Below are 14,501 nucleotides of genomic sequence, written 5' to 3'. Positions count from 1 at the left end.
TTACACGACCGAAATACTGCGTCCTAAAAGGCATATCCATGCACAATAGCTTGAAAATCATTCATGAACGCTATCCCATTGCCGGGAAATTCACAATCTCTCGCGGTTCCAAGACCGAAGCCTTAGTGGTTGTCTGCGAGATTGGCCAAGATGGCCAGTTAGGACGCGGTGAGTGCGTTCCTTATGCCCGTTATGGCGAATCGATCGAAAGCGTGAGTGAACAGATTGAATCCGTTCGTGGTGCGATCGAGAATGGTGCAACACGGCAGGATATTCAGACAATTATGCCAGCTGGTGCCGCACGCAATGCGGTTGATTGCGCGCTTTGGGATCTGGAAGCAAAGCTGTCAGGGAAAAGCGTGGCTGATATGCTCGGGACGCCAACGCGCGCACTTGAGACAGCGATAACGGTGTCGCTCGGAACACCTGAGGAAATGGCAGTCTCCACAGCTAAAGTCGCTCATTATCCGCTGATTAAGGTCAAGATGGGGGGCGATAACGATATCGAGCGTATCCATGCCGTTGCGAATGCTGCACCGAATAGCCGCATCATCATTGATGCCAATGAAGGCTGGACGGATGAGAATATCGAAGAAAACATGGCAGCAGCAGCCAAAGCTGGCGTGGTTTTGATCGAACAGCCCCTGCCCGCTGGAAATGACGATATTCTAAGCCGCATCGCTCGTCCGGTGATTATCTGTGCTGATGAAAGCGTGCATACGTCAATTGGCCTCGAAGACCTTGCAAAACGCTACGATGCCGTGAATATCAAGCTGGATAAGGCCGGTGGATTGACCGAAGGATTGGTCATGCGAGAGAAAGCAATTTCGCTTGGATTGCAGATCATGGTTGGCTGTATGGTCGGCACATCGCTCGGTATGGCGCCTGCAGTATTGCTCGCACAAAAAGCCAATGTTGTTGACCTTGATGGTCCGCTGCTTCTGGCGCAGGATCGCGTTCCTGGCCTTCATTACGATGGCGCTCTAGTTTATCCGCCGGAAGCCACCGTTTGGGGCTGATTATCTGGTTTACCCACTGGCTGTGCGACACTCTTTGTTGACGAGAGAACGTTTTCGAGAATGTCGGCACAGGCCTTCCACGTGAAGGGCTTCAGCACTTCTGCAGGGTCAAATGCTGGCATTTCGAGCGCTTCCAGACAAGCTTTGTGCAAATCATCAGAAAGAATGCCTGCTCCGGTAGCACCGACAACGTCGGCAGAACCTGGCACGGGAAATGCTGCAACAGGTAGACCCGATGATATGGCTTCAAGCAGCACCAGCCCGAAGGTATCTGTTCTGCTTGGAAATACGAAAACATCTGCTGATGCGTAGATGCGCGCCAGATCTTTTCCCTCTTTCTTGCCAACGAACACAGTCTTGGGAAAACGCGATCTGAGGTCTTCTAAAGCTGGACCGTCTCCGACGATAAGCTTCGTTCCAGGCAGATCAAGTTCCAGAAATGCTGGCAGGTTCTTTTCAGTCGCCACACGGCCGACGCAGATAAAGACTGGCTGTGGTAATTCTCTCGTCACATCATCGCGCGGATGAAAAAGTGTGCGATCAACACCCCTTGTCCAGAGCTCCAGCCCAGTAAAGCCGCGTTCTTGTAAATCGTCCAGAATCGATTGGGTTGGGACCAGTGTGTGCGATGCCGCATTATGGAAACGACGCAGAAACGCATAAGTCCACTTTGGCGGGATTGGAAATCGGTCCAGAAGATATTCTGGGAACCGAGTGTGGAAACTTGTCGTGAAGCTCCAACCCATTTTAAGACAGGCGCGTCGTGCCATAAAGCCGAGCGGGCCTTCTGTTGCGATGTGCACATAGTCGGGATTCAAACGCGCCAGCTTTCGCCGAAAGGCCGACGGCGTTGTCATTGCCAGACGAATTTCCGGATAAGTCGGGCATGGAACCGAACGGTAATCCTGTGGCGAGACGACAATCACCTCGTAACCACGTTCAGCCATCAGTTCACAGCATTTCGCCAGCGTTCTCACAACGCCATTTACTTGCGGATGCCAGGCGTCTGTGACGATGACCAGTTTCTTCATCGGCTTCCGTTCACCGCTTTGCGCGCCGCTCGTGGAAGTCTGATTATTCTGCTACCGGTATTGCCGTCTTGCACGACAGGAAGCGATGGTCGTTGACCAAGTCGTTCAGTCCATTCCAGCAACTCCATACGGCCATCGAAATGTTCGACAACTGCTGTGCAGCTTTCGACCCAATCGCCCGTATTGATATATTCAACACCATTCATCTTCTCGATGGTTGCATGATGAATATGGCCACAAATGACACCATCGACACCGATGCGCTGTGCTTCTTCCGAAACAACGTTTTCAAAATTACCGATGAAATTGACTGCTTTTTTGACTCGGAATTTGGCCCAGGCCGAAAATGACCAATATCGCAATCCAAACATGGCGCGGACGCGGCTCATTACTGTGTTGATCCAGATCGCCGTATCGTAAGCCCAGTCACCAAGATAAGCGATGAAGCGAGCATTGCGCACCACCACATCAAACTGATCACCATGGATGACAAGAAACTTGCGGCCATCTGCAGTTTCGTGGATAGCGCGGTTCATAACTTCAATGCCACCAAAATGCGTGCCTTGAAAGTTTCGAAGAAATTCGTCGTGATTGCCAGCGATGTAGATAATAGTTGCGCCTTTGCGGCTTTTGCGCAGAAGCTTCTGAACGACGTCGTTGTGTTCTTGCGGCCAATGCCAGTTTCGCCGCAGGCGCCAACCGTCAACGATGTCTCCAACCAGATAGATCGTTTCCGCCTCATGGCAGCGCAGAAAATCCAGCAAAAGTTCGGCTTGAGCTGCCTTGGAGCCGAGATGCACATCCGAGATAAACAGAGTGCGGAATTGCTTTGGCTCAATCTGTTCTTCGCTCATTTGGTTGTCCTTCTGTTGGCAACCCGGATTTGAGCGCAGAAAACCCGATTCATGTCACAAACATATGACGAAGAAAAAAGAAGCGCGAAACGTCAGGTTTCGCGCTTAAGGGGAGGATCGAGAGAAACTATAAACATCCACTTTAATCGTTAAGGCGGATTAGTTCCTTGGTATGATTAGACTGCCAGTTCCAGCTTTGGTCCAATGTAATGTGATTTGGGTCGAATGAGCTTGTTTTCTCTTATCTGCTCGCGACAATGCGCGGCCCAGCCCATCGCTCGTCCCATGGCAAATACGCAGGTAAAAGCCTCACGTGGGAAGTCCAACTGCTCAAGAAGAAGCGCGGTGTAGAATTCGACATTGGTTGCAAGCGAACGGTCTGGCTTATGGCTTGCCAATGCAGAAATTGCCGCAGCTTCAACGGCTTCAGCCAGCATTAGCCTGCTTTCATCTTTACTCTTGTTCTCTAGAACGTGCATGAGAGCTGCCTTGATGGCATCGGCACGCGGATCACGGACTTGATAAACGCGATGGCCAAATCCCATCAATCGTTCACCTCTGGATATTGCATCTTCCAACCATTGCTTGGCATTTTCCGCTTTACCTATCGCGTCCAACATATCAAGTACTGGAGCCGGAGCACCGCCATGCAATGGCCCCTTCAGTGCGCCAATGGCGGCAAGAATTGAAGATGTCATTCCGGCTTGGGTTGACGCTACGACACGCGCAGCAAAAGTCGACGCATTCAACCCGTGGTCCGAAACAGAGACAAGATAGCTATCCAGAGCCTGAACATCGTATTCTTCAGGCATCCGGACATTCGCCATCCGCAGAATATCGACGCTATGTGGAAGTGACGGATCCGGGGAAACCATTTGTCTGCCGCGCTTTGCACGGATAATAGCGGGTGTAAAAACTGCTGGTGCGGCGACCATATAAAGTGCCGCCGTAAGATCGTCGCCATCTGGGATTCTTGCTATGAGCGCACGAACCGCTTCGATGGGCTGCAAATCAAGAAGCTCATCATCAATGGCGTCGGTGTGATGGAAGACCTGAACCCGTGCTTCGCCTAATGCGCGCTGAAGCTCAGCCCCCTTGGGAAAATCGTCAAAAAAGCCATCCCACAATAATTCGATGCAATCCTCGACGCAGGTGTGAGGTATAAGACTATCGAGTGATCGCCCGCGAATTACTAGTTTCCCCAAAAGACCATCGACATCTGATAAAACCGTTTCAGTTGCGACCACATCTTCAAGACCGGCGTTCATGACACATACCTTTGCCTGTTTACTGAATTTTACTAAGTATAATCTTCTTAAAATTGAGCGAAACAGTTCAATATAGTTAGCTACTAAAGTATAGTCTTATATAAGAATTCTGATATTAGAGCTCATGCTCACGCGCTTTTTTGATATTTAGATAGGAGTAATGTTCCTCACAAAGTGAAGCCCGCCATCCCGTAGAGAGCACAAAACAAGCGGAACAGGTGGACATTTCCGCGCGTCAACCAAAATCCGGTTGATTGGTGGGATCGCTTGGTGGCATGTCTACCGCCATAAAAGAAGCGGCTTGATTTGAAATACCCTGTGGCTGCGGAATAACTGCTTCTTGAAATCGGACCTATAGTGATTTGATAGTTTGAGATAAGAACGGTAATGGCTCAAAAGACGCAAATTGGCGTCACGGCGCGGTTTCCTCCCCCGGCTGCGCGTATGAACCGGAAAGCGATGCGATAATGACCAACAAAAAGACCCCCTCCACTTCCACGCGTTCAGATTTTGACGAAGCGGCGCTGTTTTTCCACCGCTATCCAAAGCCCGGCAAGCTGGAAATTCAGGCCACGAAGCCGCTCGGCAATCAGCGCGATCTTGCACTGGCCTATTCGCCAGGCGTTGCGGCCCCGTGCCTTGCGATCCATGAAGATCCTGCTGCTGCTGCCGAATATACGGCGCGTGGCAATCTGGTAGCGGTCGTTTCCAACGGCACTGCCGTTCTCGGTCTTGGTAACATTGGCGCACTCGCATCCAAGCCGGTAATGGAGGGCAAGGCTGTCCTCTTCAAGAAGTTCGCTGATATCGATGTTTTCGACATTGAAATCGATGCTCTTGAAATTGAACGTATTGTCGACGTGGTTTCGGCTCTGGAACCGACCTTTGGCGGCATCAACCTCGAAGACATCAAGGCACCTGAGTGCTTTGAAGTTGAAGAGCAGCTCCGCGCCAAGATGAACATCCCGGTTTTCCATGACGATCAGCATGGAACGGCGATCATCGTCGCAGCAGCCGTTCTCAATGGACTGGAACTTGCAGGCAAGAAAATCGAAGATGCGAAGATCGTGACATCAGGCGCTGGTGCAGCTGCACTTGCCTGTCTTAATCTTCTCGTCAATCTCGGTGCAAAGCGCGAGAATATCTGGGTCTGTGACCTTGAAGGTGTGGTCTATGAAGGCCGAAACACACTTATGGATCGCTGGAAGGAAGTGTATGCGCAGAAGACTGACGCGCGTTTACTCGCGGATGTCATTGGTGGCGCCGATGTATTCCTCGGACTTTCGGCTGCAGGTGTTCTGAAACCTGAATTACTCAAGCAGATGGCTGACAAGCCGCTTATCATGGCGCTTGCAAATCCAAATCCTGAAATCATGCCGGAAGCAGCGCGTGAAGCACGCGCTGATGCTATGATTTGTACCGGACGTTCGGATTATCCGAACCAGGTCAACAACGTTCTCTGCTTCCCATATATTTTCCGCGGTGCACTTGATGTAGGCGCAACCGCAATCAATGAAGAAATGAAACTTGCAGCCGTTCGTGCCATTGCAGCACTTGCGCGCGAAGAGCCTTCAGATGTTGCGGCCCGTGCCTATTCAGGTGACACACCGACATTCGGGCCGGATCATATCATTCCGTCGCCGTTTGATCAGCGCCTGATCCTGCGCATCGCGCCTGCGGTTGCAAAAGCTGCGATGGAGAGTGGCGTCGCGACACGCCCGATTGAAGACTGGGAAGCCTATATGGATAGGCTGAACCGCTTTGTTTTCCGCTCCGGCCTTATCATGAAGCCGGTCTTTGCGGCTGCGCGTGCACAGAGCAAGCCGATGCGCGTTATCTATGCCGACGGAGAGGATGAGCGCGTACTTCGTGCTGCACAGGTCGTGATTGAAGAAGGCATTGCCTCGCCTATTCTCGTTGGTCGTCCGCAAGTTGTGGAAACACGCCTGAGCCGCTACGGCCTTAAAATCCGTCAGGGCAAAGATTTTGAACTGATCAATCCAGAGGACGACCCGCGCTACCGCGACTATGTGGATCTCTATCTGTCCTATACGGGCCGCCAGGGCGTCACACCAGAAGCAGCGCGTACCATCGTTCGCACCAATTCCACCGCCATTGCTGCACTTGCCGTAATGCGCGACGAAGCTGAAGCCATGATCTGCGGTCTGGAAGGACGCTTTGAACGCCACTTGCGCGTTGTAAAGCAGATTATCGGCAAGCTGCCCGGTATCAGCGATTACTCGGCGTTGAGCCTGCTTATTTCTCAGCGCGGTGCACTGTTCCTCACCGACACCTATGTCAATGTGGAACCCGAAGCCAGTGAGATTGCCGAAATGGCGATACTGGCGGCGAAGGAAATCAGCCGCTTTGGCATCGAGCCAAAGGCCGCACTTGTTTCTCACTCGAACTTTGGCTCGAAAGAGTCAGCAAGTGCAGAGAAAATGCGTCGTGCGGCAGCAATCCTTGCTGAGAAGGCACCAGAACTGGAATCGGACGGCGAAATGCATGGTGACTCGGCGCTGTCACAAGCCCTGCGTGATCGCGTATTCCCCAATTCCCGTCTCAAGGGCGAAGCCAATCTTCTGGTCTTTCCTAACCTCGATGCAGCAAATATTACCCTGAATGTCGTCAAGACCGTTACCGATGCACTGCATGTTGGTCCGATCTTGCTTGGCGCTGCGCGCCCTGCTCACATTCTCACACCATCGGTTACATCGCGCGGTGTGGTTAACATGACCGCGCTTGCGGTTGTTGAAGCACTTCAGCGCTCCGGTGAAGTAAAAAGGCAAGGCTAAATAAGCTATTTCTTTAATATAAATAATACGCTTTAATAAAAAACGCCAAGTACGATTAATCATACTTGGCGTTTATGCTTTTTTAATCGCAATACACGACAATCGACGCATACGAACAACAGAACGGGCTTGTTCTATGATGATTGCTTATAAGAATTTTCTTCGTGTATCTTCTTTGGCGACGCTAATGGTGACCGCAGTGCTGGTTGCTGGCTGCACGACAACGCAACCTATACAGCAATGTACTCCTAAAGAAAAAGCACGTTTAACGAGTAATTTGAATTCTACAAAAGCAAAGCTTGATCGCAATAAGGCCGAACTTTCCCGAAGTCGGACCGAGATGGCGAAACAGAGCTGTATTGGGATTTCGGCAAGTAAATCTTCAAGTTGCACACGCCTTAAGGCAAGAGCGAACAAGCTTCAAACAGAGATCAGGACACTAGAGAACCAACTCGCTGAGCTGAATGCTACAATTGCAGGTAGGTCACATGCTGGCAGGTTTGTGCAAGCATGTTCCGCAAACTGGACGCCAGCTCGGAAGATGCAAAAGGCTGCACCAAAGAAATCATCTGCGAGCAAGACATCGAAACAAAGTCAAGCCAAAGTCGCGAACGCAGTGAGCGAGCCTGTTGAAGATTTCGTTGTACCGGCATATGAAACGCCCGAAACGAGCTATGCGCCAACTGACCAACCAAAGGTGCAGCCCACCGCGTATGTTGCTCCAGTAGCGACTACACCGCCAACGGAGCGAACCTACACGGAAGGTTCGAAAGTCAGAGTAGTCGGCTCTTCGTTCTATCCGGACCAATCAAAACCAGTAGGTCCGCAAGCTCCGGACCATGCGCCTGCCCCGTAAGAGCAATACGCAGGGGCATGAAGAGTGTCTTGCCCTTGCGGCCTGTTGCTGCTTTCACAGCATCGGTCCAGCTTTTCCAGGTAAGTTTGTCCCAAGGTGCGGACGGAAGTATTGCCGACGCCTCACGCACGAAGACTTGATCTTCTTCAGATAGCTCAGGCTTTTCAGGCAAATCAGCATTGATGATCTGCCACCAATGAGCAGCATCATTAAATCGCTCAAGATTACCACGTACAGTCAGCCAGAATTGCTCAGCATTCTCACCATGAATACCCAATGCTTCGAGACGGCTTGCTGCCTTCTCGTACGGCATCGCGTGCAACAATGCCCGATTGAGCGTATCAAGTTCAGCTGGATCGAACTTCGCTGATGATTTCGAAATTGAAGCAAGGTCAAAACGTTCTGCAAGCGCATCCATATCGGTGGCTGCGGAAACAGACTCAGACGTTCCGATAAGCACCGCGAGAGACGCAACAGACATTGGCTCATATCCACTATCGCGAAGCGAACCGATAGACAGTGCACCAGAGCGCTTGGATAGTCCCTCGCCCGAAACCGTGGTGAGCAGGTTGTGATGGCCGAAGACTGGCGGCTCGGCGCCGAGCGCCTCGAAGATAGCAATTTGCACGCCTGAATTGGTGACGTGATCGTCGCCGCGAATGATATGCGTGATACCCAAATCAATATCATCGACAACCGATGGCAGTGTATAAAGATATGTGCCGTCTTCTCGAACGAGGACAGGATCTGACATTGATGCCAGATCGACAGTCTGCGGGCCGCGAACCAGATCATCCCAATGGACTTCGGTGCGTGTGGTTACAAATGGGTCGTTCTCGAAATTAGGCAGAAGAAAACGCCAGTGCGGCTTGCGCCCTTCTGCTTCAAAAGCAGCCTTTTCTTCATCGGTCAGCTTCAGTGCCTCACGACCATAAACAGGCGGAAGACGGCGTGCCAATCGCAACCGGCGTCGGCGTTCAAGTTCATCAGCTGTCTCATAGCAGGCATAGAGCAGGCCTGCCTTTTTCAGCTTTTCGACAGCCTTGGCATAAACGTGAAATCGCTTTGACTGGTATTCAACGCGGTCGGGCTTCACACCAAGCCAGTCAAGATCAACCGCAATGGCCTCAGCATATTCCTGCTTAGAACGTTCGACGTCTGTGTCGTCATAACGCAAGATGAAATTGCCGCCATTCTTTTTGGCATAAAGCCAATTCGAAAGCGCGGTACGCGTATTGCCAATATGAATATAACCCGTCGGAGACGGTGCAAAGCGAACAGTTACGGTCATTACAAAATCTTTCAGCGGTCGCGGAAGCGGTTCGTTATTGGATAACGACGATCACGTCCGAAATTCTTCTTGGTAATTTTTACACCTGGCGCAGATTGCCGACGCTTGTATTCAGCCAAATTGAGCAGATGCTCAATACGTTGCACTGTTTCAAGCGCATGGCCCCGCGCGACGATCTCGGCGTTGCTCATCTCGTTTTCAACGAGGCATTCCAGAATATCGTCAAGCACGGGATAAGGCGGCAGGCTGTCCTGATCTGTCTGGTTTTCGCGCAATTCAGCCGATGGTGCCTTCGCAATGATATTTTGCGGGATCACTTCGTCAGCGGGGCCCAAACTGCCTACCGGAACATGATTGTTACGCCATTCGGACAGTGCATAGACCTGCATCTTATAGACATCTTTGATGGGGTTGAAGCCGCCATTCATATCACCATAAAGCGTTGCATAGCCCACCGACATTTCCGACTTGTTGCCCGTAGTCACAACCATCGAGCCAAACTTGTTGGAAATAGCCATCAGAATGGTGCCGCGGGCACGGCTTTGCAGGTTTTCTTCGGTCACACCGGTTTCTGTGCCTTCAAACAAAGGCTTGAGCGCGGATAGGAAACCCTCAACGGGCTCAGCAATCGGCACGATATCGTAACGCACACCGAGCGCCTTGGCACAGTCGGCAGCATCTTTCAGCGACTCTTCCGACGTATATCGATAAGGCAACATCACACAACGCACGCGATCCTTACCGAGCGCATCGACGCCGAGCGCTGCGCAAATTGCAGAATCAATACCGCCTGAAAGACCAAGCACGACGTCCTTGAACCCGTTCTTGTTCACATAATCACGCAGACCCAGCATGCAGGCCGCATAATCAGCTTCAAGTCCTTCCGGCAATGTTGCTTTCTCGCCGTCTTCACAGCGCCAGCTGTCGCCTTCACGCTTCCAAACTGTCAGTGCGATTTTCTCCGCAAATTGCGGCATCTGCAGACTAAGGCTCTTGTCGGCATTGAACGCAAATGAACCGCCATCGAAAACCAACTCATCCTGTCCGCCCATCTGGTTAGCATAGAGCATAGGCAATTCGGTTTCGATAACCTGTTTCAGAACGATCTGATAACGACGATCGATTTTGTCGCGATGATAGGGTGAACCGTTGGGAACCAGCAGGAACTCCGCACCGCTTTCAGCCAGAGTTTCCGCTACACCTAAATCACCCCAGATGTCTTCGCAGATCGGAATCCCAATGCGAACGCCACGGAAATTAACTGGGCCGGGCATCGGGCCAGGCTGGAAAACGCGTTTTTCGTCAAACTCACCATAGTTCGGCAGATCAACTTTGAAGCGTTCGGCTATGATTTCACCGCCGTCGAGCACTGCAATCGAATTGTGTAAGCCGCTATCACGCTGCAAGGGGGTGCCGATGATAACGCCGGGACCGCCATCTGCAGTATCTTTAGCAAGCTCACGCACAGCCTTTTCGCAAGCAGCAACGAATGCTGATTTCAGAACCAGATCTTCAGGCGGATAGCCCGCGATGAACAGTTCTGTGAACATTACGAGGTCGGCGTTCATTTGGGCTGCTTCTGCGCGTGCAGCACGTGCCTTGGCAAGATTTCCGGCAATGTCGCCCATAACAGGGTTGAGCTGTGCAACGGCAATACGAAGCATATCGAGATTCTCGCTAGCGCTGATCATGCCCAAGCTTTAGCGCGCTTGTGCAATTAATTGCAACGGATTGAGTTGAAGAACTGTTGTTCTTTATCAAACCATATAGGTTGTGAAGAGAATGTAGCCCCATGTGGTGGCTACAAAAACAATTGCGATCAATACCGCGAGCGATCCGCAATCTTTGGCAATCTGAATCTCTTTATGAAAATCGCGAGAAACTGCATCGCACGTTGCTTCAATACCAGTGTTCAACACTTCAACCAGAATGAGAAACAAGATCGACCCGGTCATCATCAGGAATGCAAGGCAGCTTGGGGCCAGGAAAAATGCAACGGGTAGTGATATCAGAAAAAGAACCAGTTCTTGTTGAACGGCCTTTTCATGTCGCGCCAAGTGCTTGAGAGCACGCATTGAATTGAGAAACGCCAGAATAATTCGCTTCATCGATGCCCCCAAAAGTGAGTTTTCGTCAAAATCAATAAGCGAGTTCAGCCGAAATACAACAGGGCGAAGGATGAATCCTCCGCCCTGTGGTCAGTTGAAGTGATTATACCCAATCAGGCGTTAACGGCCTGCTTTTCCGAACCCGAGTCACGTTCCTTCTTGAGCAGCTCCGCCAGAAGGAAGGCCAACTCAAGCGCCTGATCTGCATTCAGGCGTGGATCGCAATGCGTGTGGTAACGGTCGTGCAAGTCTTCCGCAGAAATTGCGCGAGCACCGCCCGTGCATTCGGTGACATTTTTGCCGGTCATTTCGACATGGATACCACCTGGATGCGAGCCTTCGGCGCGATGAATTGCGAAGAAGGATTCGACTTCCTTGAGGATACGGTCGAACGGACGGGTCTTGTAACCGCCAGCGGTGATCGTGTTGCCGTGCATCGGGTCGCAAGACCAGACGACCTTACGACCTTCACGTTCAACTGCGCGAATAAGCTGTGGCAGATGATCGCCAACTTTGTCGTAACCGAAACGAGCGATAAGCGTCAGGCGCCCTGCTTCGTTTTCAGGGTTGAGAAGGTCGATCAGACGGATGAGATCATCCGGCTGTAGCGATGGACCGCACTTCAGACCGAGAGGGTTCTTGATGCCACGGCAATATTCGATATGCGCATGATCAGCCTGACGCGTACGGTCGCCAATCCAGATCATGTGGCCTGAAGTACCGTACCAGTCACCCGATGTGGAATCGACGCGTGTCAAAGCTTCTTCATAGCCAAGCAGCAGAGCTTCATGACTGGTGTAGAAATCGGTCTCACGCAGCGAATGATTGCTATCGGAAGTGATACCGATAGCGCGCATGAAGTTCATCGTTTCCGAAATACGCTGAGCGAGAGCAGCATAACGTTCAGCCTGCGGGCTCTTGCCAACAAAGCCGAGCATCCACTGATGCACGTTCTCAAGATTGGCGTAACCACCCTGCGCGAATGCACGCAGCAGGTTCAGCGTCGCAGCAGACTGGCGGTAAGCCATGTCCTGACGCTGCGGATCAGGGATACGCGAAGCCTCATCGAAATCGATGCCGTTGATGATGTCGCCACGGTATGATGGCAGCTCGACACCATTGAGCGTTTCCATGTCGGAAGAACGCGGCTTGGCAAACTGACCAGCAATACGGCCAACCTTAACAACAGGCTTGGAGGCACCAAACGTCAGAACAACGGCCATCTGCAAAAAGACGCGGAAAAAGTCGCGAATATTATCCGCGCCATGTTCTGCGAAACTCTCCGCACAATCGCCGCCCTGAAGCAGGAATGCCTTGCCTTCAGCAACGTCTGCAAGCTGTGATTTGAGCTTTCGCGCCTCGCCTGCAAAAACGAGCGGTGGATAGGTACGAAGGCGAGCCTCAACATCGGTCAGAGCCTGTGCGTCTGGATAAAACGGCACTTGCTTGATCGGTTTGTTTCTCCAGGAATTCGGGGTCCAGTTCTTCGTCATTTCACACCTGTTTAATTATCCGCGCGATTTCTCTCGGATTTCTTCCTCCTTAACACGAAAGCCGGCATCCGCTTCTACCAGACAAATGAATGTCTGCGCACGGAAACCGGCACACGTGACCGCGTTGATATAATGCAGACGCTCGCTTTATACCAGCAAGAATCGTTAACAGGATCAGCTTGCGACGAAAGATTTAGCTGTCTATCTTTTCGCCGTTCAAAATGCGGTAGGTAGGCTTGTACATTGTGACCAGTTCTTCGGCCGCAGTTGGATGAACTGCCATGGTCCGATCGAAGTCATCCTTGGTTGCACCTGCCTTAAGCGAAATGCCGAGAAGCTGTGCCATTTCACCTGCATCCGGCCCCATTATATGTGCACCGATAACCCTGCGGCTCTTGGCGTCTACAATGAGCTTCATGAGCATTTTCTCGTTTCGGCCCGAAAGCGTATTCTTCATCGGGCGGAACAAGGCGCGATAGACTTCCAATTCAGGATATTTCTTTGCAGCCTCATCTTCCGGTAACCCAACAGTTCCAATTTCTGGCTGCGAGAAGACTGCTGTTGCAATCAGTTCATGATCAGGTTTTGTCGGATTATCCTTGAAGGCTGTTTCAAGGAAACACATGGCTTCATGAATGGCTACAGGCGTCAGTTGCACGCGATTTATGACATCGCCAACTGCCCAGATGTTGGAAACACTGGTGCGTGAATAGTCATCAACTTCGATTGCACCGAGAGCATCGGTCTTAACACCGGCTTTCTCCAACCCAAGGCCATGCGTATTCGGCTTACGACCAATGGCCAGCATGGCCTGCCCGACATTAAGCGTTTCGCCGTTACTCAGTGAGACTTTGAGGATGCCGTCTGGCTGCTTTTCGACATTCTCGAAAATCGCACCGCAAATAATGCGAATACCCTTTGCTTCCATTGTTTCATGAAGCAAGTGGCGGATATCGGGATCAAAGCGGGAGAGAATTTCCTTACCCCGATAAACAATCGTGGTTTCAACGCCGAGGCCATGGAAAATATTGGCAAATTCAACTGCGATGTAACCACCACCAGCAATCACGATTGATTTCGGCAGCTCTTCAAGGTGAAAAGCTTCGTTAGAGCTGATGCAATATTCATTGCCTGGCAAGGCTTCGTGCGCGCTTGGGTGGCTACCTGTCGCGATCAGAATCTGATCAGCAGTGACGCGGCGTCCGTCTGCCTTCAGCTCGATTGTATGCTCATCGATCAGTTCGGCGCGGCTCGCAAAAATCTCAACCTTCGAATTTTCGAGCCCCTTGCGATAGAGGCCTTCAAGACGGGTGATTTCCTTGTCCTTCGCATCAATCAGCTTTTTCCAATCAAAAGTGCTTTTGCCGACGTCCCAGCCATAGCCAGCAGCATCTTCAAAATGTTCTGGAAACTGGGAGGCATAGACGAAGAGTTTCTTTGGTACGCAGCCGCGAATGACGCAGGTGCCACCCATACGATATTCTTCGGCCAGTCCGACCTTTTTGCCCATGGCGCCAGCAAGACGCCCTGCCCGGACACCACCGGAACCACCACCGATAACAAAAAGATCATAATCGTAGCTGGCCATGGTGTTCTCCATTCAAAATCTGGAGCGCGTTTCAATCTGATTGAATCAGTTTGGCGCTCTAATGCTTTGTTTAAACGCGCATCTTTCCCGAAAACCGCTTCACACTTTTCGGGATGCGCTCAAGTATTGAAACCTATGTAAGCAAAAGAAAAAGCCCGGCCAAGTGGCCGGGCTTTTAAAATCTGCGTTACAATAGCA

10 protein-coding genes are annotated in these 14,501 nt (G+C 51.3%); 2 read left to right on the top strand and 8 right to left on the bottom strand.

The features are described from left to right. The first annotated feature begins 38 nt into the window (after nucleotides 1-38). Nucleotides 39-1,019 (top strand): N-acetyl-D-Glu racemase DgcA, encoded by a 981-nt coding sequence (dgcA, locus tag CES85_RS14700; RefSeq protein ID WP_095446641.1) that lies wholly within the window; start codon nucleotides 39-41, stop codon nucleotides 1,017-1,019. On the opposite strand, the gene CES85_RS14695 is transcribed toward dgcA, so the two are convergent. The 3 genes from CES85_RS14695 to CES85_RS14685 all read right to left on the bottom strand — a co-directional run bounded on the left by CES85_RS14695 (nucleotide 989) and on the right by CES85_RS14685 (nucleotide 4,172). Continuing rightward, complete coding sequence (locus CES85_RS14695; RefSeq protein WP_095446640.1) at nucleotides 989-2,050, bottom strand: glycosyltransferase family 4 protein; 1,062 nt, start codon at nucleotides 2,048-2,050, stop codon at nucleotides 989-991. The genes dgcA and CES85_RS14695 overlap by 31 nt on opposite strands. Further along, nucleotides 2,047-2,904: a UDP-2,3-diacylglucosamine diphosphatase gene (locus CES85_RS14690; protein WP_095446639.1), complete on the bottom strand. Its 858-nt coding sequence runs from the start codon at nucleotides 2,902-2,904 to the stop codon at nucleotides 2,047-2,049. The genes CES85_RS14695 and CES85_RS14690 overlap by 4 nt, the downstream gene beginning before the upstream one ends. 176 nt (nucleotides 2,905-3,080) lie before the next feature. Then, complete coding sequence (locus CES85_RS14685) at nucleotides 3,081-4,172, bottom strand: citrate synthase/methylcitrate synthase (protein ID WP_095446638.1); 1,092 nt, start codon at nucleotides 4,170-4,172, stop codon at nucleotides 3,081-3,083. Nucleotides 4,173-4,639: 467 nt separating this feature from the next. Between CES85_RS14685 and CES85_RS14680 the strand changes: the two genes are divergently transcribed. After that, nucleotides 4,640-6,967, top strand: coding sequence for an NADP-dependent malic enzyme (locus CES85_RS14680; RefSeq protein ID WP_095446637.1), 2,328 nt, complete (start codon nucleotides 4,640-4,642; stop codon nucleotides 6,965-6,967). A 773-nt stretch (nucleotides 6,968-7,740) separates the two neighbouring features. Here CES85_RS14680 and gltX read toward each other — a convergent pair. From gltX to gor, 5 genes are all read right to left on the bottom strand, one after another. Then, a complete protein-coding gene (gene gltX, locus CES85_RS14675; RefSeq protein ID WP_095446636.1) occupies nucleotides 7,741-9,114 on the bottom strand; it encodes a glutamate--tRNA ligase in 1,374 nt (457 codons plus the stop codon). A gap of 11 nt (nucleotides 9,115-9,125) precedes the next feature. Next, nucleotides 9,126-10,805, bottom strand: coding sequence for an NAD+ synthase (locus CES85_RS14670; protein WP_095446635.1), 1,680 nt, complete (start codon nucleotides 10,803-10,805; stop codon nucleotides 9,126-9,128). A gap of 66 nt (nucleotides 10,806-10,871) precedes the next feature. Further along, nucleotides 10,872-11,222, bottom strand: a complete 351-nt coding sequence (locus tag CES85_RS14665; protein WP_095446634.1) for a diacylglycerol kinase — start codon at nucleotides 11,220-11,222, stop codon at nucleotides 10,872-10,874. A 113-nt stretch (nucleotides 11,223-11,335) separates the two neighbouring features. Then, nucleotides 11,336-12,715, bottom strand: a complete 1,380-nt coding sequence (locus tag CES85_RS14660; protein ID WP_095446633.1) for a class II 3-deoxy-7-phosphoheptulonate synthase — start codon at nucleotides 12,713-12,715, stop codon at nucleotides 11,336-11,338. A gap of 193 nt (nucleotides 12,716-12,908) precedes the next feature. After that, nucleotides 12,909-14,303 (bottom strand): glutathione-disulfide reductase, encoded by a 1,395-nt coding sequence (gene gor / locus CES85_RS14655; protein ID WP_095446632.1) that lies wholly within the window; start codon nucleotides 14,301-14,303, stop codon nucleotides 12,909-12,911. Between the last annotated feature and the right edge of the window lie 198 nt (nucleotides 14,304-14,501).

Origin of the sequence: Ochrobactrum quorumnocens (assembly GCF_002278035.1) — a bacterium.
GTDB lineage: Bacteria > Pseudomonadota > Alphaproteobacteria > Rhizobiales > Rhizobiaceae > Brucella > Brucella quorumnocens.
Note: the sequence above shows the minus strand (reverse complement) of the source record. Positions and strands in the feature narration are given on the sequence as shown.

Excerpts from the sequence above, each read along its gene's own strand:
- dgcA (WP_095446641.1), top strand. The coding sequence starts at position 39 with ATGCACAATAGCTTGAAAATCATTCATGAACGCTATCCCATTGCCGGG.
- CES85_RS14695 (WP_095446640.1), bottom strand. The coding sequence starts at position 2,050 with ATGAAGAAACTGGTCATCGTCACAGACGCCTGGCATCCGCAAGTAAAT.
- CES85_RS14690 (WP_095446639.1), bottom strand. The coding sequence starts at position 2,904 with ATGAGCGAAGAACAGATTGAGCCAAAGCAATTCCGCACTCTGTTTATC.
- CES85_RS14685 (WP_095446638.1), bottom strand. The coding sequence starts at position 4,172 with ATGAACGCCGGTCTTGAAGATGTGGTCGCAACTGAAACGGTTTTATCA.
- CES85_RS14680 (WP_095446637.1), top strand. The coding sequence starts at position 4,640 with ATGACCAACAAAAAGACCCCCTCCACTTCCACGCGTTCAGATTTTGAC.
- gltX (WP_095446636.1), bottom strand. The coding sequence starts at position 9,114 with ATGACCGTAACTGTTCGCTTTGCACCGTCTCCGACGGGTTATATTCAT.
- CES85_RS14670 (WP_095446635.1), bottom strand. The coding sequence starts at position 10,805 with ATGATCAGCGCTAGCGAGAATCTCGATATGCTTCGTATTGCCGTTGCA.
- CES85_RS14665 (WP_095446634.1), bottom strand. The coding sequence starts at position 11,222 with ATGAAGCGAATTATTCTGGCGTTTCTCAATTCAATGCGTGCTCTCAAG.
- CES85_RS14660 (WP_095446633.1), bottom strand. The coding sequence starts at position 12,715 with ATGACGAAGAACTGGACCCCGAATTCCTGGAGAAACAAACCGATCAAG.
- gor (WP_095446632.1), bottom strand. The coding sequence starts at position 14,303 with ATGGCCAGCTACGATTATGATCTTTTTGTTATCGGTGGTGGTTCCGGT.